General features: G+C 34.6%; 18 protein-coding genes and 4 tRNA genes. 20 read left to right on the top strand and 2 right to left on the bottom strand.

What is annotated here, in order from left to right:
* On the bottom strand, positions 1-421 hold a 421-nt coding region (locus tag BOW55_RS10665), incomplete at its 3' end, for an amino acid permease (protein ID WP_129024109.1).
* Positions 422-695: 274 nt separating this feature from the next.
* Here BOW55_RS10665 and BOW55_RS10660 point away from each other — a divergent pair.
* The 20 genes from BOW55_RS10660 to BOW55_RS10565 all read left to right on the top strand — a co-directional run bounded on the left by BOW55_RS10660 (position 696) and on the right by BOW55_RS10565 (position 19,304).
* Positions 696-1,583 carry a helix-hairpin-helix domain-containing protein gene (locus BOW55_RS10660; RefSeq protein WP_129024108.1) on the top strand — a complete coding sequence of 296 codons (888 nt, stop codon included), beginning with the start codon at positions 696-698 and terminating at the stop codon, positions 1,581-1,583.
* A gap of 14 nt (positions 1,584-1,597) precedes the next feature.
* Positions 1,598-2,740, top strand: a complete 1,143-nt coding sequence (locus BOW55_RS10655) for an acyl-CoA dehydrogenase family protein (RefSeq protein ID WP_129024107.1) — start codon at positions 1,598-1,600, stop codon at positions 2,738-2,740.
* Between the two features lie 170 nt (positions 2,741-2,910).
* Complete coding sequence (gene rpsU / locus BOW55_RS10650; protein ID WP_089053855.1) at positions 2,911-3,105, top strand: 30S ribosomal protein S21; 195 nt, start codon at positions 2,911-2,913, stop codon at positions 3,103-3,105.
* A 128-nt stretch (positions 3,106-3,233) separates the two neighbouring features.
* The gene (locus BOW55_RS10645) at positions 3,234-4,127 is read left to right on the top strand and encodes a tyrosine-type recombinase/integrase (protein ID WP_129024106.1); all 894 of its coding nucleotides are present in this window, start codon (positions 3,234-3,236) and stop codon (positions 4,125-4,127) included.
* Between the two features lie 34 nt (positions 4,128-4,161).
* Positions 4,162-4,464 carry a ribosome hibernation-promoting factor, HPF/YfiA family gene (hpf, locus tag BOW55_RS10640; protein ID WP_089054001.1) on the top strand — a complete coding sequence of 101 codons (303 nt, stop codon included), beginning with the start codon at positions 4,162-4,164 and terminating at the stop codon, positions 4,462-4,464.
* Positions 4,465-4,554: 90 nt separating this feature from the next.
* Positions 4,555-4,628 (top strand) — tRNA-Thr (locus BOW55_RS10635).
* Positions 4,629-4,691: 63 nt separating this feature from the next.
* A tRNA-Tyr gene (locus BOW55_RS10630) sits at positions 4,692-4,772 on the top strand.
* Positions 4,773-4,842: 70 nt separating this feature from the next.
* Positions 4,843-4,914: transfer RNA gene (locus tag BOW55_RS10625), tRNA-Thr, on the top strand.
* 55 nt (positions 4,915-4,969) lie between these two features.
* Positions 4,970-6,157 (top strand): elongation factor Tu, encoded by a 1,188-nt coding sequence (gene tuf / locus BOW55_RS10620; protein WP_089053853.1) that lies wholly within the window; start codon positions 4,970-4,972, stop codon positions 6,155-6,157.
* Between the two features lie 63 nt (positions 6,158-6,220).
* A tRNA-Trp gene (locus BOW55_RS10615) sits at positions 6,221-6,291 on the top strand.
* Positions 6,292-6,309: 18 nt separating this feature from the next.
* Positions 6,310-6,507, top strand: a complete 198-nt coding sequence (secE, locus tag BOW55_RS10610) for a preprotein translocase subunit SecE (RefSeq protein WP_008466927.1) — start codon at positions 6,310-6,312, stop codon at positions 6,505-6,507.
* 10 nt (positions 6,508-6,517) lie between these two features.
* A complete protein-coding gene (nusG, locus tag BOW55_RS10605; RefSeq protein WP_089053852.1) occupies positions 6,518-7,069 on the top strand; it encodes a transcription termination/antitermination protein NusG in 552 nt (183 codons plus the stop codon).
* A 67-nt stretch (positions 7,070-7,136) separates the two neighbouring features.
* A complete protein-coding gene (gene rplK, locus BOW55_RS10600; protein ID WP_007807442.1) occupies positions 7,137-7,574 on the top strand; it encodes a 50S ribosomal protein L11 in 438 nt (145 codons plus the stop codon).
* A 13-nt stretch (positions 7,575-7,587) separates the two neighbouring features.
* Positions 7,588-8,277 (top strand): 50S ribosomal protein L1, encoded by a 690-nt coding sequence (gene rplA, locus BOW55_RS10595; RefSeq protein ID WP_089053851.1) that lies wholly within the window; start codon positions 7,588-7,590, stop codon positions 8,275-8,277.
* Positions 8,278-8,299: 22 nt separating this feature from the next.
* The gene (rplJ, locus tag BOW55_RS10590; RefSeq protein WP_129024105.1) at positions 8,300-8,803 is read left to right on the top strand and encodes a 50S ribosomal protein L10; all 504 of its coding nucleotides are present in this window, start codon (positions 8,300-8,302) and stop codon (positions 8,801-8,803) included.
* Between the two features lie 91 nt (positions 8,804-8,894).
* The gene (rplL, locus tag BOW55_RS10585) at positions 8,895-9,266 is read left to right on the top strand and encodes a 50S ribosomal protein L7/L12 (protein WP_025572412.1); all 372 of its coding nucleotides are present in this window, start codon (positions 8,895-8,897) and stop codon (positions 9,264-9,266) included.
* A gap of 261 nt (positions 9,267-9,527) precedes the next feature.
* Entirely contained in the window at positions 9,528-13,340 is a 3,813-nt protein-coding gene (gene rpoB / locus BOW55_RS10580; RefSeq protein WP_129024104.1) for a DNA-directed RNA polymerase subunit beta, read from the top strand.
* A gap of 259 nt (positions 13,341-13,599) precedes the next feature.
* Positions 13,600-17,910 (top strand): DNA-directed RNA polymerase subunit beta', encoded by a 4,311-nt coding sequence (rpoC, locus tag BOW55_RS10575; RefSeq protein ID WP_129024103.1) that lies wholly within the window; start codon positions 13,600-13,602, stop codon positions 17,908-17,910.
* 10 nt (positions 17,911-17,920) lie between these two features.
* Positions 17,921-18,232 carry a DUF3467 domain-containing protein gene (locus BOW55_RS10570; protein ID WP_012024017.1) on the top strand — a complete coding sequence of 104 codons (312 nt, stop codon included), beginning with the start codon at positions 17,921-17,923 and terminating at the stop codon, positions 18,230-18,232.
* A gap of 337 nt (positions 18,233-18,569) precedes the next feature.
* A complete protein-coding gene (locus BOW55_RS10565; protein WP_129024102.1) occupies positions 18,570-19,304 on the top strand; it encodes a hypothetical protein in 735 nt (244 codons plus the stop codon).
* Positions 19,305-19,385: 81 nt separating this feature from the next.
* Here the strand turns inward: BOW55_RS10565 and BOW55_RS10560 are convergent, their stop codons facing one another.
* Complete coding sequence (locus BOW55_RS10560) at positions 19,386-20,978, bottom strand: peptide chain release factor 3 (protein WP_071636614.1); 1,593 nt, start codon at positions 20,976-20,978, stop codon at positions 19,386-19,388.
* Positions 20,979-21,115: the final 137 nt, after the last annotated feature.

The raw sequence follows: 21,115 nt of genomic DNA, 5'->3' as shown, positions 1-21,115 counted from the left end.
GAATGTTGAATTTTGCTAATAACTCTAATAGGTATCTGGACCAACTAACACCTACCGTAGCAGCTCCTAAGGCATACTCTAAAACTAAATCCCAACCAATAATCCAAGCCATGAATTCTCCCATTGTAGCGTAAGAATAAGTATAGGCACTACCTGCAACAGGTATCATAGAAGCAAATTCGGCATAGCAAAGTCCTGCAAAACCACAACCTATAGCGGCTAATATAAATGAGATAGTTACAGCTGGTCCGGCATGTTCTGCAGCGGCAATTCCAGTTAAGGAGAATAGCCCGGCTCCAATGATGGCGCCAACTCCAAGTGCAACAAGCGAACGTGAAGATAAGGTTCTTTTTAGTCCTTTTTCAGATTCGGATGCTTCACCGAGCAATACCGAAAGAGGTTTAGTTTTCCAAATTGACATACTATAATATTGGTTTATTTGTTATTAAGCTCCAAATGTATCGTTTTTTGTAAAAAATAAAAACAATTATCATGTTTTAAGTTATAAAATATTTAAAATTTTAAAGAAACACTCGGTAAAGCCTTATGACAAGCTGACAATCATTAAATTAATTGATAGAAATTTGCGGAATGTATAATTCTGACAAAAGTTAATTTTTAATGAATTTTCTTGTTAACTTTGATGGTTTTCTTGTATTTTAGATCCCTTACAAATAGGTTAATTTATAAAAGCAATGAGTTTTAAGAAGATTATGATGCATTTTAAGTTTACTAGTCAACAGCGAACTGGTATTTTTTTATTATTTGTTGTCATAATTATTTTGCAGCTATTTTATTTCTTTTTCGATTTTAATAAATCAGAGGTTTCTTTTGGTGGAGAAAAACAATGGATGGCGTTGCAAAAAGATATAGATGCGGCTAGAATGGAGAAATTAACTGAAAAAGGAAAAGTGTATACTTTTAATCCAAATTTTATTTCAGATTATAAAGGTTATAAGCTTGGGATGTCAGTTCAAGAAATTGATAGATTATTGGCTTTTCGAAAAGAGAATAAATATGTAAACTCTGCAAAAGAGTTTCAGGAAGTGACACATATTTCTGATTCACTTTTAAAAGTGATTTCTCCATTGTTTAAATTTCCCGATTGGACACAGAAAAAGAATGAGTTCAAAATAGAGAAAAAAGAATATCCTGCGAAAACGCCTTTTAATAAAGTGAATATCGTACTTTCAGATATTAATACCGCCAGTCAGGAAGATTTAATAAAAGTATATGGTATTGGAGAAGCTTTATCTTTGAGAATATTAAAACAAAAAGAAATTCTAGGAGGCTTTGTTTCTATGGAACAGATGGAGGATGTTTGGGGACTTTCGCCTGAGGTGATAGTTGAATTAAACCGACGATTTAAAGCCGTTACTCCTTCAGGATTTAAAAAGATAGCAATAAATGATGCTTCTTTAAAAGAATTATCGCAGTTTCCGTATTTTAAATATTCTCTTGCAAAACAAATTGTAACTTATAGAAGCATGAACGGAAATTTTAATAATATTGAGGAATTATCAAAAATTAAAGGTTTTCCTGTTGAAAAAGCAAAAATAATTAGTTTATATTTGGAGTTCTAAAAAGATAGTATACAATGAATTTTGATTATAACGAGACGCAGTCAATGATTGCACAATCTATAAAAGATTTTGCCGAAAAGAATATAAAGCCATTTATAATGGAGTGGGATGAAGCTCAGATTTTTCCAATTGATTTGTTTAAGAAACTTGGAGAAATGGGGTTCATGGGGGTTTTAGTGCCTGAAGAATACGGAGGATCGGGATTAGGTTATCATGAATATATTACAGTAGTCGAAGAAATATCAAAAGTTGATCCTTCAATAGGTTTGTCGGTTGCGGCTCATAATTCGTTATGTACAAATCATATTTTAACTTTTGGAAACGAAGAGCAAAAGAGAAAGTTTTTACCAAAGTTGGCAACAGCTGAGTTTATTGGAGCATGGGGATTAACAGAGCATAATACTGGTTCTGATGCCGGAGGTATGAATACAACAGCTGTTAGAGATGGAGATTCTTGGATTGTAAATGGTGCAAAAAATTTTATTACTCATGGTATATCTGGAGATGTAGCGGTTGTTATTGTTCGAACAGGTGAAAAAGGGGATTCTAAAGGAATGACTGCTTTCGTGTTCGAAAAAGGAATACCTGGTTTTTCGTCAGGTAAAAAAGAAAATAAATTAGGAATGCGCGCAAGTGAAACTGCTGAATTGGTTTTTGATAATTGTCGTGTGCCAGATGCAAATAGATTAGGAGAAGTTGGAGAGGGATTTGTTCAGGCAATGAAAATTTTAGACGGAGGAAGAATTTCTATAGGAGCTTTGTCTTTAGGTATTGCAAAAGGAGCATATGAGGCGGCTTTAAAATATTCAAAAGAAAGATATCAATTTGGGCAGCCAATTAGTAGTTTTCAAGGAATTTCGTTTAAATTGGCAGATATGGCAACTGAAATTGAAGCGTCAGAATTGCTGTTGCATAAGGCTGCTTTCTTAAAGCAAAAACACAAACCAGTAACTACATTGGGAGCGATGGCAAAAATGTATGCTTCAGAAGCCTGTGTGAAAATTGCAAATGATGCTGTTCAAATTCATGGGGGTTATGGTTATACCAAAGATTTCCCTGTAGAGAAATTTTATAGAGATTCTAAATTATGTACTATAGGAGAGGGAACTACTGAGATTCAGAAATTGGTTATCTCAAGAAATTTGTTGAAAGAATAGGTTTTGTGAATTGTAAAAAGTAGTATGTAAAATAGTTTTAGGTATTAAGCCAGTCGCATCTCACTTTTTATAGATTGATATTTTACTAGAAAAATAATTTAAAATTTATGATTCATAATTAATAATTAATTTTTACATTTGCAGCCTTAACGAGAGGAGGTGTCAATATTATGTTAATTATACCAATTAAAGACGGAGAAAATATCGATAGAGCATTAAAGCGCTATAAAAGAAAATTTGATAAAACAGGAACTGTTCGTCAATTAAGAGCACGTACTGCTTTTATTAAGCCTTCTGTAATCAAAAGAGCTCAAATTCAAAAAGCTGCTTACATCCAAACATTGAAAGATGGTTTAGAGAGTTAGTATACTGCTTTTTTAAAATAATTACCGTTAGTGATCAAAAAGTTTTAACTTTGATCCTAACGGTTTTTTGTTTTTGTAATCTTTTCTAAATGATTTGTCTGTAATTGGGTAAGTCGAAAAAAAATATTATGCAGTCTAATAAAGAAGCTTTTCGTGATTATTTGCAGTTGGAGAAAAAATATTCCCCACATACTGTTAATGCTTATTTATCTGATTTGGATTGTTTTGAAGAATTTAATAAAGTGCGGTTTGAGCAAGAGGAGGTGGATGTTGTTAGTTATAGTCAAATTAGAAGTTGGATTGTTTCTTTGGTAGATCAGGGAATTTCAAATGTGTCTGTAAATCGCAAAATGGCTTCTTTGAAAGCGTTTTATAAATTTCTATTAAAAATAAAACAAATAGAGATTAGTCCGATGTTGAAACATAAGGCGCTCAAAACGCCAAAAGTTGTCCAGATTCCTTTTTCTGAAAAAGAAGTAAATGATTTAATGTTGGGAGTTGGTTCTTCTTTTGAATTTGAAGAAATAAGAGATAGGCTTGTTGTGGATTTTTTTTATACTACAGGAATGCGTCGTGCTGAATTGATTGGTTTGATGATGAAGAATGTTGATTTGTCTTCTAATGTAATTAAGGTTTTAGGAAAAAGAAATAAAGAAAGGATTGTTCCGCTTTTGCCTATTGTTGCGGATCAGGTTGGTTTGTATTTGCAGGAGAGAATTCGGCTTGATGAAATTCGTGATTCAGAATATTTTTTTATTTCAAAAAAAGGGTTAAAATTGAGTGAATCTTTTGTGTATCGATTAATAAATTCTTACTTTAGTAGGGTCTCTGAAAAGGTGAAAAAGAGTCCGCATGTGCTACGGCATACTTTTGCAACTCACTTATTAAATAATGGAGCAGATTTAAATTCAGTTAAAGAATTGTTAGGGCATTCAAGTTTGGCGTCGACTCAGGTTTATACTCATAATAGTTTGGCGGAGCTAAAAAAAGTATATGGCGATGCGCATCCTAGAAATAAATAATAATTCTGAAATGTTTAACCCTAAAATTAGTATTATGAAGGTAGATGTTCATGCAGTTAACTTTACTGTTGACAGAAAATTGGTTGATTTTATTCAAGAAAGAATGGATAAGCTGGAGAAGTATTATGATCGAGTTGTTTCGGCAGATGTTTTTTTAAAAGTTGAAAGAACGAGTGATAAGGAGAATAAAGCAGTAGAGATTAAGATTAATGTTCCGGGAGATGATTTTTTAGTAAAAAAGCAATGTAAGTCCTTTGAAGAAGCTGTTGAAAATTCAGCAGAATCGTTAGAGCGATTGCTTGTGAAAAGGAAAGAAAAAATAAGAGCACATATATAATTGAAATTTTTTTTAAAAAATGTTTTGATTAAAAGATAAAATAGCTACATTTGCAGTCCGTTAGAAATAGCGGACTTTTTTAATGTATTCGCCGATGTAGCTCAGCTGGCTAGAGCAGCTGATTTGTAATCAGCAGGTCGTGGGTTCGAGTCCCTCTATCGGCTCAAAAAAAAGTTTCAAATGCGATTTGAAACAAGTTCTTTTAAAAGATTGGATTTTAAAATTTAGGGGAGATACTCAAGCGGCCAACGAGGGCAGACTGTAAATCTGCTGTGTGAACTTCGCAGGTTCGAATCCTGCTCTCCCCACAAAAAAAGTGAGATTTTGGGTTTTAGATTTTTAAAATCTGAAGTCTAAATTCTAAAATTAGAACTCTCTGCCGGTGTAGCTCAGGGGTAGAGTGCTTCCTTGGTAAGGAAGAGGTCTCGGGTTCAAATCCCGACATTGGCTCAAGTAAGTAGGAAATTGAAAATTAATATATAACTAAGATTAAAAATTAAGTAAAATGGCAAAGGAGAATTTTAATCGTTCCAAACCGCACTTAAACATAGGTACAATTGGACACGTAGATCACGGAAAAACTACATTAACTGCTGCAATTACAAAAGTATTGTCAGATGCTGGTTACTGTCAAGCAAAATCGTTTGATCAAATCGATAACGCTCCAGAGGAGAAAGAAAGAGGTATTACTATTAATACATCACACGTAGAGTATGAAACTGCTAACCGTCACTACGCTCACGTTGACTGTCCTGGTCACGCGGATTACGTAAAGAACATGGTTACTGGTGCTGCTCAAATGGATGGAGCTATCTTAGTAGTTGCTGCTACAGATGGTCCAATGCCACAAACTCGTGAGCACATCCTTTTAGGTCGTCAGGTAGGTATTCCAAGAATCGTTGTTTTCATGAACAAAGTGGATATGGTTGATGATGCTGAGTTATTAGAGCTTGTTGAAATGGAAATTAGAGATTTATTATCTTTCTACGAATATGATGGAGATAATGGTCCTGTAGTTCAAGGTTCTGCTTTAGGAGGATTGAATAATGATCCTGCTTGGGTACCAAAAATCATTGAATTAATGGATGCTGTTGATGCTTGGATCGAAGAGCCAGTGCGTGACGTAGCAAAACCATTCTTGATGCCGGTTGAAGACGTATTTACAATTACAGGTCGTGGAACTGTTGCTACAGGTCGTATCGAAACTGGTATTGCTAATACAGGTGATGCTGTTGAAATCATTGGTATGGGAGCTGATAAATTAACTTCTACTATTACTGGAGTTGAGATGTTCCGTAAAATCCTTGATAGAGGTGAAGCTGGAGATAACGTAGGTTTATTATTAAGAGGTATTGATAAAGAATCTATCAAAAGAGGAATGGTTATCATTAAGCCAGGATCAGTAAAACCACACTCTACTTTCAAAGCTGAGGTTTATATCTTGAAAAAAGAAGAAGGTGGACGTCATACTCCATTCCATAATAACTACCGTCCACAGTTCTACGTACGTACAACTGACGTAACAGGAGTTATTACTTTACCAGAAGGAGTAGAGATGGTAATGCCAGGAGATAACTTAACTATTAATGTTGCTTTATTAAGCCCAATCGCAATGAACGTAGGTTTACGTTTTGCTATCCGTGAAGGTGGTAGAACAGTTGGTGCTGGACAGGTTACTGAGATTGTAGAGTAATTTCTATAAAAATTATAAAAAAAAGCCAGTTGATTTTCTTAACTGAAGTCACTGGCTTTAATTACGGGCGTAGTTCAAGGGTAGAATAGCGGTCTCCAAAACCGTTGATGGGGGTTCGAATCCCTCCGCCCGTGCAATAAAAAACATATCAAATGACAAAAGTTACTAATTATTTATCAGAGGCTTTCGAAGAGTTAAAGTCAAATGTTACTTGGCCTGCTTGGGCTGAGGTTCAAAAATTGACAATTGTCGTGGCTGTATTTTCGATTCTATTTGCTTTGGCAACATGGGGAGTAGACGAATTTTTTGCAAAAGCTTTGGCTGGATTTTTTAACTGGTTAAAAGGATAATTTTTTTGTGATGGCAGATAATAATGTGAAAAAATGGTACGTAGTTAGAGCGGTTAGTGGTCAAGAGAATAAAGTGAAAGCTTACATTGAGACTGAGATTGCGAGATTAGGTATGGAGGATTATGTTTCTCAAGTTTTAGTTCCTACTGAAAAAGTAGTTACTGTAAAGGATGGGAAAAAATCATCTAAGGATAAAGTTTACTTTCCTGGATATGTTATGATTGAAGCTAATTTAGTTGGTGAAATCCCTCATATTATTAAGTCAATTACTAGTGTTATTGGATTTTTAGGTGAGATCAAAGGCGGAGAACCTGTTCCTTTGAGGCTTTCTGAAGTAAATAGAATGTTAGGTAAAGTTGATGAGTTAGCTGTAAATACAGATACTCGTGCTATTCCTTTCAACTTAGGTGAAACTGTTAAAGTGATCGATGGTCCATTTAACGGATTCAACGGAACGGTTGAAAAAATTAATGAAGAGAAGCGTAAACTTGAAGTTATGGTTAAGATTTTCGGAAGAAAAACACCATTAGAGTTAAGTTTTATGCAAGTTGAAAAAGTATAATTTTTGTTACATCTATAATAACCACTATAATCGCTTCCAATGATTATAGTGTTAAATTTTTTAAAAAATGGCTAAAGAAATTAGTAAGGTAGTTAAACTACAAGTTAAGGGAGGTGCTGCGAATCCGTCGCCACCGGTTGGACCTGCTTTAGGAGCTGCTGGGGTTAATATCATGGAGTTCTGTAAGCAGTTCAATGCTAGAACACAAGATAAACCTGGCAAAATATGCCCAGTACAAATTACTGTGTATAAAGACAAATCATTTGATTTTGTTGTTAAGACTCCTCCAGCTGCTGTCCAATTATTGGAAGCTGCAAAGCTAAAGTCTGGATCAGGTGAACCAAATCGTAAAAAAGTAGCAAGTGTTACTTGGGACGTTATCAAAGCAATCGCTGAAGATAAAATGGTAGATTTAAATGCATTCACAATCGAATCTGCAATGAGCATGATCGCTGGAACTGCTAGATCTATGGGTATAACTGTATCAGGAGATGCTCCTTTTTAATTAAGAGAAAGAAATGGCAAAATTAACAAAAAAGCAAAAAGAGGCTGCTTCAAAAATTGAAAAGAACAAGCTATATACTTTAAAAGATGCAGCTGCATTAATTAAAGTTATTGCTTCTGCAAAATTTGATGAGTCTGTTGATATCGCAGTTCGTTTGGGTGTAGATCCAAGAAAAGCGAATCAAATGGTTAGAGGTGTAGTTACATTACCTCACGGAACAGGTAAAGATGTTAAAGTATTAGCATTAGTTACTCCAGATAAAGAAGCTGAAGCTAAAGAAGCTGGAGCTGATTATGTAGGTCTTGATGATTACTTACAAAAAATTAAAGATGGTTGGACAGATGTTGATGTAATCATCACTATGCCAGCTGTTATGGGTAAATTAGGTCCATTAGGTCGTATTTTAGGACCTAGAGGTTTAATGCCAAACCCTAAAACAGGTACTGTAACTATGGATGTTGCAAAAGCTGTTCAAGAGGTTAAAGCTGGTAAAATTGACTTTAAAGTTGACAAAACTGGTATCGTACATGCAGGAATTGGTAAAGTTTCTTTTGGAGCTGAGCAAATTTATGACAATGCACACGAAATTATTCAAACATTAATCAAACTTAAACCAACTGCTGCTAAAGGTACCTACATTAAAGGTATTCACCTTACAAGCACTATGAGTCCAGCAATTGCATTGGACCCTAAAGCAGTATAATTGGTAGTTAATAATTTTTAGTATGACTAGAGAAGAAAAATCAATCGCGATTGAAGATTTAACTGCACAGTTAGCTGGTACAAATATTATTTATGTATCTGATATTTCTGGATTAAATGCAGAAACAACTTCAAGCTTGAGAAGAGCTTGCTTTAAAGCAGGTATAAAATTAGAAGTTGTAAAAAACACTTTGCTTGCTAAAGCAATGGAAGCTTCTGCTAATGACTATGGAGATTTACCTTCAGTATTGACTGGTAATAGTGCTATATTTATTTCAGATGTTGCAAATGCACCTGGAAAAATAATCAAAGATTTCAGAAAAAAATCAGCTAAACCTGTATTAAAAGGAGCTTATATTAATTCTGAAGTTTATATTGGTGATGATCAATTAGATGCATTAGCAACTATTAAATCTAAAGAAGAGCTTATTGGTGAAATCATTGGATTATTACAATCACCAGCTCAAAGAATTATTTCAGCTTTACAAAACAAATTCGCTGGTAGCGAAGAAGAAGCTGAGGCATAATAATTCAAGCAGGGAATTAATTTTCCTTGTTGCTTAATTAGCGCACAATAAATAAATTATATTTTACAAATCATTTTAAACGATAGAAAAAATGGCAGATTTGAAACAATTCGCAGAACAATTAGTTAACTTAACAGTTAAAGAAGTTAACGAATTAGCAACAATATTAAAAGACGAGTATGGTATCGAGCCTGCTGCTGCAGCTGTAGTAGTTGCTGCTGGTGGTGGAGAAGGTGCTGCTGAAGAAGCTCAAACTGAATTTACAGTTGTATTAAAAGAAGCTGGTGCTTCTAAATTAGCAGTTGTAAAATTAGTTAAAGAATTAACTGGTTTAGGTCTTAAAGAAGCTAAAGATGTAGTTGATGGTGCTCCAAGTACTGTTAAAGAAGGTGTTTCTAAAGAAGAGGCTGAAGGTCTTAAAAAATCATTAGAAGAAGCTGGAGCTGTAGTTGAGCTTAAATAATTCAACACGGTTTTAAGAACTAGGTTTAGGTCCTGAGTTAACACTCAAAGGCCTAAACCATTTTTCGTATAATAAAATATATCAAGTTTTATTATCAAATAGTTTAAAATACGAAAAAGTTTTTGATCAATACGAAGAAAAAAAATTGAACTTACTTTTGGTTTATTTTTAAAGATGTATTGATTATAATAAGAAAGTATAGATTAAACAGTGTGTTTTACACAAAAAAATTACTTTTTTTAATCAAAATTTTGTCCATTGATGATAACAAATCAGACTGAAAGATTGAATTTTGCCTCTACAAAAAATATCCCTGACTATCCAGATTTTCTAGATGTTCAGGTTAAATCTTTTAAAGATTTCTTTCAATTAGAAACGAAATCTGACGAAAGAGGCAACGAAGGGTTATACAACACCTTCATGGAAAACTTCCCAATTACAGATACAAGAAATAACTTTGTATTGGAATTCCTAGATTATTTTGTAGATCCACCGCGTTATACAATTCAAGAATGTATAGAGAGAGGTCTTACTTATAGTGTGCCTTTAAAAGCTAGGTTAAAACTATACTGTACAGATCCAGAACACGAAGATTTTGAAACTATTGTACAAGATGTTTATCTTGGAACAATACCTTATATGACTCCAAGTGGTACTTTTGTTATCAATGGTGCTGAGCGTGTAGTAGTATCTCAATTACACCGTTCTCCTGGGGTTTTCTTTGGTCAATCATTCCACGCAAATGGAACAAAACTTTATTCTGCCAGAGTAATCCCTTTTAAAGGATCTTGGATAGAATTCTCTACAGATATCAACAGTGTAATGTACGCTTATATCGATAGAAAGAAAAAATTACCAGTTACAACTTTATTCCGTGCTATCGGTTTCGAAAGAGATAAGGATATCCTTGAAATTTTCGACTTAGCAGAAGAAATTAAAGTTTCTAAAACGGGTATTAAGAAATATATTGGAAGAAGACTTGCTGCGCGTGTTTTGAACACTTGGCACGAGGATTTCGTAGATGAGGATACCGGAGAGGTAGTTTCTATCGAACGTAACGAAATCATCCTTGATCGTGATACAATTATCGACAAAGATAATGTTGAAGAGATCATCGATTCTAACGTAAAATCTATTTTGTTGCACAAAGAGGATAATAATCAAGCAGATTATGCTATTATCCACAACACGTTACAAAAAGATCCAACAAACTCTGAAAAAGAAGCTGTAGAGCACATTTACCGTCAGTTGCGTAATGCTGAACCGCCTGATGAGGAAACTGCTCGTGGTATTATAGATAAATTGTTCTTCTCTGATCAACGTTATAACTTAGGTGAAGTTGGTCGTTACAGAATGAACAAAAAATTAGATTTAGATATCCCTATGGATAAGCAAGTGCTTACCAAAGAAGATATCATTACAATCGTAAAATATTTGATCGAGTTAATCAACTCTAAAGCAGAGATTGATGATATTGATCACTTATCAAACCGTCGTGTTAGAACAGTTGGAGAACAATTGTCTCAACAATTCGGTGTTGGTTTAGCACGTATGGCTAGAACTATTCGTGAGAGAATGAACGTTAGAGATAACGAGGTGTTTACACCAATTGATTTGATTAATGCTAAAACATTATCATCAGTTATCAACTCTTTCTTTGGTACTAACCAGTTATCTCAATTTATGGATCAAACGAATCCATTAGCTGAGATTACACACAAAAGAAGACTTTCTGCACTAGGGCCAGGTGGACTTTCGAGAGAGAGAGCTGGTTTCGAGGTTCGTGACGTTCACTATACGCACTATGGTCGTTTATGTCCGATTGAAACTCCAGAGGGACCAAACATTGGTTTGATTTCATCTCTTGGTGTTTATGCAAAAGTAAACGGAATGGGATTCATCGAAACTCCATACCGTAAAGTAACTAATGGTGTAGTTGATTTAGAAAGTACTCCAATTTACTTAAGTGCTGAAGAAGAAGAAGGTAAAATGATTGCTCAGGCAAACATTGAAATGGACGAAACTGGTAAGATTACAGCTAGCAATGTTATTGCTCGTGAGGAAGGTGACTTCCCGGTTGTTGAGCCATCAGTAGTTCATTATACAGACGTTGCTCCAAACCAGATCGCTTCGATTTCTGCATCTTTGATTCCTTTCTTGGAGCATGATGATGCGAACCGTGCGTTGATGGGATCGAACATGATGCGTCAGGCAGTTCCTTTGATCCGTCCTGAAGCTCCTATTGTTGGTACAGGTTTAGAGCGTCAGGTAGCTTCAGATTCAAGAGTATTAATCAATGCTGAAGGGCATGGTACTGTTGAATATGTTGATGCAAATATCATTACTATTAAATACGATCGTACAGAAGACGAGAGAATGGTTAGTTTTGATGCTGATGAGAAAACATACAACCTTATTAAATTTAGAAAAACCAATCAAGGTACAAGTATCAACTTGAAACCAATCGTAAGAAGAGGTGATAGAGTTGTTCCTGGACAAGTATTATCAGAAGGATATGCTACTCAAAATGGTGAATTAGCTTTAGGTAGAAACTTAAAAGTTGCGTTCATGCCGTGGAAAGGGTACAACTTCGAGGATGCGATTGTAATTTCTGAAAAAGTAGTTCGTGATGATATTTTTACATCTATCCACGTTGATGATTATTCATTAGAGGTTAGAGATACTAAGTTAGGAAATGAAGAGTTAACAAACGATATTCCTAACGTTTCTGAAGAAGCTACTAAAGATTTAGATGAAAACGGTATGATTAGAATTGGAGCAGAGGTTAAACCTGGCGACATTCTAATCGGAAAAATTACACCAAAAGGAGAATCAGATCCTACTCCAGAAGAGAAATTGCTTCGTGCAATCTTCGGGGATAAAGCGGGTGATGTAAAAGATGCTTCATTAAAAGCTTCTCCATCTTTACATGGTGTAGTTCTTGATAAAAAATTATTTGCAAGAGCCGTAAAAGATAAACGTAAACGTACTCAGGATAAAGATGCTTTAGGCGCTTTAGAAATGGAATTCGAAACTAAATTTGTTGAATTAAAAGACAGATTGGTTGAGAAATTATTCTTGATCGTTAACGGAAAAACATCTCAAGGTGTAATGAATGATTTGGGTGAAGAAGTTTTACCAAAAGGTAAAAAATATACTCAAAAAATGCTTTACGCAGTAGAAGATTTTGCTCACTTAAGCAAAGGTCAATGGGTTGCTGATGATGCTACTAATAAAATGGTTAATGATTTGATTCATAACTATAAAATTAAGCTAAACGACTTACAAGGATCTTTAAGAAGAGAAAAATTCACTATTACAGTTGGTGATGAATTACCATCTGGAATCTTGAAATTGGCTAAAATCTATATCGCTAAAAAACGTAAGTTAAAAGTGGGTGATAAAATGGCAGGACGTCACGGTAACAAAGGTATTGTTGCAAGAATCGTTCGTCACGAAGATATGCCTTTCTTAGAGGATGGAACACCAGTAGATATCGTATTGAATCCACTTGGGGTACCTTCACGTATGAACATTGGTCAGATTTATGAAACTGTTCTTGGATGGGCTGGTATGAACTTGGGTAGAAAATTTGCTACTCCAATTTTTGATGGTGCTTCTCTTGACGAAATCAATGCTTTGACTGATGAAGCTAATGTACCACGTTTCGGACATACTTATCTTTATGATGGTGGAACTGGAGAGCGTTTTGCACAAAAAGCAACTGTGGGTGTAATTTACATGCTTAAATTAGGACACATGGTTGATGATAAGATGCACGCACGTTCTATCGGACCATACTCATTGATTACGCAACAACCACTTGGAGGTAAGGCTCAATTTGGAGGTCAGCGTTTTGGAGAGATGGAGGTTTGGGCACTTGAGGCTTATGGAGCTTCTAGTACATTACGTGAAATCTTAACTGTTAAGTCTGATGACGTTATTGGTAGAGCTAAAACTTACGAAGCTATCGTTAAGGGAGAGTCTATGCCAGAACCAGGTTTACCAGAATCATTCAATGTATTGATGCACGAATTGAAAGGTCTTGGACTAGACATTCGTTTAGAAGAATAAATAAAAGTTTTGTAATCAGTCTCATTTTTTAATGGGACTGATTACTCATTTATAAAAGTTTTTAAAGATTTATACCCGTAACCCGTTCCGATTTTTTATATCATGCAAGGCATTTTATAACTAGCGCTTCAAATTTAATTTTGAAGTTTAGAGAAGTAACCCGAGGTAGTAGCTGAATGATTAACTCTTCATTTTTTTAAGAGTAGATTTTAAATCTAAATTCAATTTTTTAATTGCAAATAAATCAATAGTAAAAACTATGATGAATAATAGAAATAATAATAAGGATAAAAATCCAGTTAAAAGATTTAATAAAATCTCAATTGGATTAGCTTCACCAGAATCTATCTTGAAAGAATCAAGAGGAGAGGTGTTGAAACCAGAAACAATTAACTACAGAACTCACAAACCAGAGCGTGACGGACTTTTCTGCGAAAGAATCTTCGGACCAGTAAAAGATTTCGAATGTGCTTGTGGTAAGTATAAAAGAATTCGTTACAAAGGTATCATCTGTGACCGTTGTGGTGTTGAAGTTACTGAGAAAAAAGTACGTCGTGACAGAGTAGGACACATCAACCTTGTTGTGCCAATTGCTCACATTTGGTACTTCCGTTCTCTTCCAAACAAAATTGGTTATATCCTTGGTCTTCCTTCTAAGAAATTAGATATGATCATTTACTACGAAAGATATGTAGTAATCCAAGCTGGTATTGCTAAAAATGCAGATGGAGAATCTTTACAAAGATTAGATTTCTTAACTGAAGAGGAATATTTGAATATTTTAGATACTCTTCCACAAGAAAACCAATATTTAGATGATTTAGATCCAAATAAATTTGTTGCCAAAATGGGAGCAGAGTGTATTATGGATTTATTAGCTCGTATTGACTTAGATGCTTTATCTTATGAATTAAGACACAGCGCTAACAACGAGACTTCTAAGCAAAGAAAAACTGAGGCTTTAAAAAGATTACAAGTTGTTGAGTCTTTCCGTGAGTCTAACGAAAACCGCGAAAACCGTCCAGAATGGATGATTATGAAAGTGGTTCCAGTTATTCCACCAGAATTACGTCCACTTGTGCCACTTGATGGAGGTCGTTTTGCAACTTCAGATTTGAACGATTTATATCGTCGTGTAATCATCCGTAACAACCGTTTGAAAAGATTAATGGAGATTAAAGCTCCAGAAGTTATCTTAAGAAACGAAAAACGTATGCTACAAGAATCTGTAGATTCATTGTTTGATAATACTCGTAAAGCTTCTGCTGTTAAAACAGAATCTAACAGACCATTAAAATCATTATCTGACTCATTAAAAGGTAAGCAAGGACGTTTCCGTCAAAACTTACTTGGTAAACGTGTGGATTATTCTGCTCGTTCGGTAATTGTTGTTGGTCCAGAGTTAAAATTATATGAGTGCGGATTGCCTAAAGATATGGCTTCTGAATTATACAAACCTTTCGTTATCCGTAAATTGATTGAAAGAGGTATTGTTAAAACAGTAAAATCTGCTAAGAAAATCATAGACAAAAAAGAGCCGGTAGTTTGGGATATCTTAGAAAATGTAATTAAAGGACACCCAGTATTACTGAACCGTGCTCCTACTTTGCACAGACTTGGTATTCAGGCTTTCCAGCCAAAATTAATTGAAGGAAAAGCGATCCAGTTACACCCATTAGTATGTACGGCTTTCAACGCCGATTTCGATGGTGACCAGATGGCAGTTCACTTACCATTAGGACCAGAGGCTATTTTAGAGGCACAATTATTAATGTTGGCTTCTCATAATATTTTGAATCCTGCAAATGGTGCTCCAATTACTGTACCTTCTCAGGACATGGTCTTGGGTCTATACTATATGACCAAAGAGCGTATTTCTACAGAAGATCACATTATTTTAGGTCAAGATTTGACTTTCTATTCTGCTGAAGAAGTAAACATTGCATTAAACGAAGGAAGATTAGAATTGAATGCTCGTGTGAAAATTAGAGCAAAAGATTTTAATGATGCTGGAGAATTAGTGTACCAAATTATTCAAACAACTGCAGGACGTGTATTATTTAACGAAGTAGTACCTGAAGCAGCTGGATATATCAATGACGTATTGACTAAGAAAAACCTTAGAGATATTATTGGACACATTTTAAGTGTGACTGATGTACCTACAACGGCAGCTTTCTTGGACAATATGAAAGATATGGGGTATAAATTTGCATTTAGAGGAGGTTTGTCATTCTCTTTAGGTGATATTAGAATCCCAGAACAAAAAACGAAGTTAATTGCAGATGCTAGAGAGCAAGTTGAAGGTATCTCAACTAACTACAACATGGGTCTTATCACAAATAACGAGCGTTACAACCAAGTTATTGACGTATGGACTTCAGCAAATGCTCAGCTGACAGAATTAGCAATGAAAAATATTAGAGAAGACCAACAAGGTTTCAACTCTGTATATATGATGCTTGACTCTGGGGCGAGGGGTTCTAAGGAACAGATTCGTCAGTTAACTGGTATGCGTGGTTTGATGGCTAAGCCTAAAAAATCTACTGCTGGTGGTGGTGAGATTATTGAAAACCCGATTCTTTCTAACTTTAAGGAAGGTCTTTCGATCCTTGAGTACTTCATTTCTACTCACGGTGCTCGTAAAGGTCTTGCGGATACGGCTCTTAAAACGGCCGATGCTGGTTACTTAACAAGAAGGCTTCATGACGTTTCTCAAGATGTTATTGTTAACATCGAAGATTGTGGAACTTTAAGAGGTGTTGAAGTTGCTGCATTGAAGAAAAATGAGGAAATCGTTGAATCATTAGGAGAGAGAATTTTAGGACGTGTTGCATTGCAAGATGTTATAAATCCACTTACTAATGAAGTAATGGTTCAATCTGGTCAACAAATTACTGAAGCAATTATGAGAACTATTGAAGCTTCTCCAATTGAAAAAGTAGAAGTTAGATCTCCATTAACTTGTGAAGCTTTAAAAGGTATTTGTGCTAAATGTTACGGTAGAAACTTAGCTACTGGAAAAATGACACAAAGAGGAGAAGCTGTCGGAGTTATTGCAGCTCAATCTATTGGAGAGCCAGGTACACAGTTAACACTTCGTACGTTCCACGTTGGAGGGGTTGCTGGAGGTATCTCTGAAGAGTCTAGTATTGTTACAAGATTCGCTGGTAGACTTGAAATAGAAGATTTAAAAACTGTTAAAGGTGAGGACAGCGAAGGTAATGCGGTTGATATCGTAGTATCACGTTCAACTGAATTAAAATTAGTTGATGAGAAAACTGGAATCGTTTTAAATACACATAATATTCCTTACGGTTCTAGTATTTTTGTAAAAGATGGAGAAAGTGTTGGTAAAGGAGCTGTAATCTGTAAATGGGATCCATACAACGGTGTAATTGTTTCTGAGTTTACTGGTAAAATTGCTTACGAGGATTTAGAGCAAGGACAATCGTTCATGGTTGAGATCGATGAGCAGACTGGTTTCCAAGAAAAAGTAATTTCTGAGGCTAGAAACAAAAAATTAATCCCAACTTTATTAGTTTATGGTAAAGAAGGTGAATTGATTCGTTCTTACAACTTACCAGTAGGTGCACACCTTATGGTTGAAAATGGTGAGAAAATTAAAGCAGGTAAAGTATTAGTAAAAATCCCTCGTCGTTCTTCTAAAGCAGGCGATATCACGGGAGGTCTACCAAGAATTACTGAGTTGCTTGAGGCTCGTAACCCTTCAAACCCAGCTGTTGTATCTGAAATTGATGGTGTTGTTTCTTTTGGAAAAATTAAAAGAGGTAACCGTGAGATCGTTATCGAATCTAAATTTGGTGAAATTAAAAAGTATTTAGTTAAACTTTCTAGCCAAATCTTAGTACAAGAAAATGACTTCGTAAGAGCGGGAGTTCCATTGTCTGATGGTGCAATTACACCAGACGACATCTTAAGAATTCAAGGTCCAGCTGCTGTTCAACAGTACTTGGTAAATGAAATTCAAGAGGTATACCGTTTACAAGGGGTAAAAATTAATGACAAGCACTTTGAGGTTGTAATTCGTCAAATGATGCGTAAAGTAAGAGTTCAGGATCCAGGTGATACTTTATTCTTAGAAGATCAATTAATTCACACTAAAGATTTCATCGTTCAAAACGATAAATTATACGGTATGAAAGTAGTTGAAGATGCTGGAGATTCTTCAGTATTGAAACCAGGTCAAATAATTTCTCCTCGTGAATTACGTGATGAAAATTCATTATTGAAACGAAATGATAAAAATCTTGTTGTAGCAAGAGACGTAATTACTGCGACTGCAACGCCAGTTCTTCAAGGTATTACAAGAGCTTCGTTACAAACTAAATCATTCATTTCTGCGGCTTCATTCCAGGAGACAACGAAAGTACTTAACGAAGCTGCAGTAGCTGGTAAAGTAGATGATTTAGAAGGATTAAAAGAAAATGTAATTGTTGGACACAGAATTCCTGCGGGAACTGGTATGAGAGAATACGATAATACTATCGTAGGATCTAAAGACGATTACAACGAAATGATGGCTAATAAAGAAGAATATATTTATTAATTAGGAAACTATGAGTAATCCGAAACAACAACAAGAGCAAATTAATATTGAGTTAGACGAAACTATTGCAGAAGGAATTTATTCTAATCTAGCAATTATAAATCACTCATCATCAGAGTTTGTTTTAGATTTTGTGAGCATTATGCCCGGTATTCCTAAAGCCAAGGTAAAGTCAAGAATTGTCTTGACACCGCAACATGCTAAAAGATTATTGCGAGCAATAGGTGAAAATATCCATCGATTTGAAGCTGCTCATGGCGAAATCAAAGAGACAGAACAAGCGCCAATTCCGCTTAATTTTGGTCCTGCGGGACAAGCATAAATTTAAGAAGCCCCATATTTATGGGGCTTTTTTTTTGATGTTTAGTTTTAAATATGTTGCAGTTTGTCTGATTTAATTTAGTTTCGTCGACTAAATTCTTTTTTGTTTTTAAATTATTCTAAATTAACCCTTCCTATGAAAGATTAATTTTTGAAATATAAGACTTAGTAAGGTTGATTTAATTCAAAGTTAAAAAAAGCACTAATTTTATTAGTGCTTTTTTTTATGCTTAATAATCATGTGCTTTTTTTTCCTTTCTTCCCAACCTTTATGTAAAATATGTACTCTATATAAGTAAGAACCGATATAAAGGATTTTAACGTAAATTGAGTATAGTATGAAGAAGAAATTCACCTTAGAAATAGCAAGTCCATGTTCAGAAAATTTTGATAAAATGATTCCTAATGCAAACGGTTCATTTTGTGATTCTTGTATGAAAAATGTAATCGATTTGAGTAAGAAAACGAACTCTGAAGTCGCTAAATTTATTGCAGAGAATAAAGATCAAAGCATTTGTGCCCGACTAAAAACAGCACAGCTTAACGAGCAGTTTGAATATAGTGAAACATCAAAGATTAATAATTTTAAATATGCGGCAGTCGCAGCATCTCTTATGATTGCTTCAAATTTAACTGCGCAACAAAAAGAGCCAGTTAAAACAGAGATAAATTGTCCAGAGCCAAGTGTTTATAAGTTGGGTAAAATTGCTTATGATCGTGTTAAAAATGACGAAATTTCGTTTTTAATAAAAGGTAAATTGTTAGAAAGTAAAACAAATAGAGCTTTTGATAAAGAAGCATATCCAAATTTGATGCTTTCTGTTAACGGTTTAGAAAATCCTGTGAAAATAAATGCAAAAACAGGGGAGTTTTCTATAGCTGCAAAAGTTTTGAAAAGCAGTAATAGCTTGAGGGTTACAATTACCAGTAATGATTACTATCTTTCAAAAAAAATATCTTTTTCTATAAAATCATTTAAGAATAATGTGCTGCTAGAAAATATTAGTATCAATTCGGAAGAGCTTACGAAAATTTATATTGCTGGTGGATTGGGAATTAATTATACTAGATAATGATCTATTTGTAAATAAAAAAGCGGGCTGTCTAATATTAGTTAGGCAGCCCGTTTTTATTATATTTTATTCTAAAAGAATTTAATCAAACTCAGATGTAAAATATAGTTTTACACTTGGATATTTACTTTGTGTCATTTGAATTGTAAAATCAGAATCAGCTAAGAATACCAATTGACCATATTTATCATGAGCAAGGAATTTTTGCTTAATACGTTTAAACTCTTTAAATTCTTCGTTCTTCGCATCATCAGGTTTTACCCAGCACGCTTTGTGTACAGGAAAGTTCTCATAAGTACACTTTGCACCATATTCATGTTCTAAACGGTATTGAATAACCTCATATTGAAGAGCTCCAACCGTTCCGATAACTTTACGATTATTCATCTCCAAAGTAAATAACTGCGCAACACCTTCATCCATTAATTGATCAACCCCTTTTTCTAATTGCTTAGCTTTCATAGGATCAGCATTATTAATGTATCTAAAGTGCTCCGGAGAGAAACTAGGGATGCCTTTAAAGCTCATTACTTCGCCCTCGGTTAAAGTGTCTCCAATTTTAAAGTTTCCTGTATCGTGTAAACCAACAATATCTCCTGGATAAGAAATATCAACGATTTCTTTTTTCTCAGCGAAAAAAGCATTTGGGCTTGAGAATTTTAAATTTTTCTTCTGGCGAACGTGGTAATAAGGCTTATTTCTTTCAAAAGTTCCCGAAACAATTTTAATAAACGCTAAACGGTCACGGTGTTTTGGATCCATATTAGCATGGATTTTAAAAACAAAGCCAGTCATTTTTTCTTCTGCAGGATCAACCAATCGAGTTTCAGAATCTTTTGGTCTAGGAGATGGAGCAATTGTAACGAAACAATCTAGTAATTCGCGAACTCCAAAATTATTTAAAGCAGAACCAAAGAATACCGGCTGGATTTTTCCATCTAAATAATCCTGACGCTCAAATTTTGGATAAACTTCATCAATTAATTCTAATTCTTCTCGAAGCTTTTCAGCAGCCTTTTGACCAACGATTTTATCTAACTCTGGGTTGTTTTGAACGTCAGAGAAAGCGATAGTTTCTTCGATGTTTTTACGACTGTCTCCACTAAAAAGATTGATGTTTTCTTCCCATAAATTGTAAATTCCTTGGAAATCGTAACCCATTCCGATTGGGAAACTTAAAGGAGTAACTTTTAATCCTAATTTTTGCTCTACTTCATCCATCAAATCAAAAGCGTCTTTACCTTCACGATCTAATTTGTTGATGAAAACAATCATTGGAATGTTACGCATTCTACAAACCGAAACTAGCTTTTCAGTTTGTTCCTCAACCCCTTTTGCAACGTCAATCACAACAATTACACTGTCAACTGCGGTTAAAGTTCTAAAAGTATCTTCAGCAAAATCCTTGTGTCCCGGAGTATCAAGAATATTGATTTTTTTGTCTTTATAATTAAAAGCAAGTACAGAAGTCGAAACCGAAATACCTCTTTGGCGTTCGATTTCCATGAAATCACTAGTTGCTCCTTTTTTTATTTTATTGTTTTTTACGGCTCCAGCTTCCTGAATAGCACCTCCAAACAACAATAATTTTTCTGTTAAAGTTGTTTTACCAGCATCGGGATGCGAGATAATTCCAAATGTTCTTCTGCGTTGTATTTCTTTTAAAAAACTCATATTTTATATAAATAGGTTGCAAAAGTACTATTAATTACGCCGATTTAAAAATAAATAAGACTCTGTTTTTGGAGTTGATGTTTTGGATTTTAGACAGATATCGCGTCAAAAATCCTTCAACTAATTCTTTTTAGTAT

This window comes from Flavobacterium sp. YO12 (assembly GCF_004119495.1).
Classification (GTDB): domain Bacteria; phylum Bacteroidota; class Bacteroidia; order Flavobacteriales; family Flavobacteriaceae; genus Flavobacterium.
Note: the sequence above shows the minus strand (reverse complement) of the source record. Positions and strands in the feature narration are given on the sequence as shown.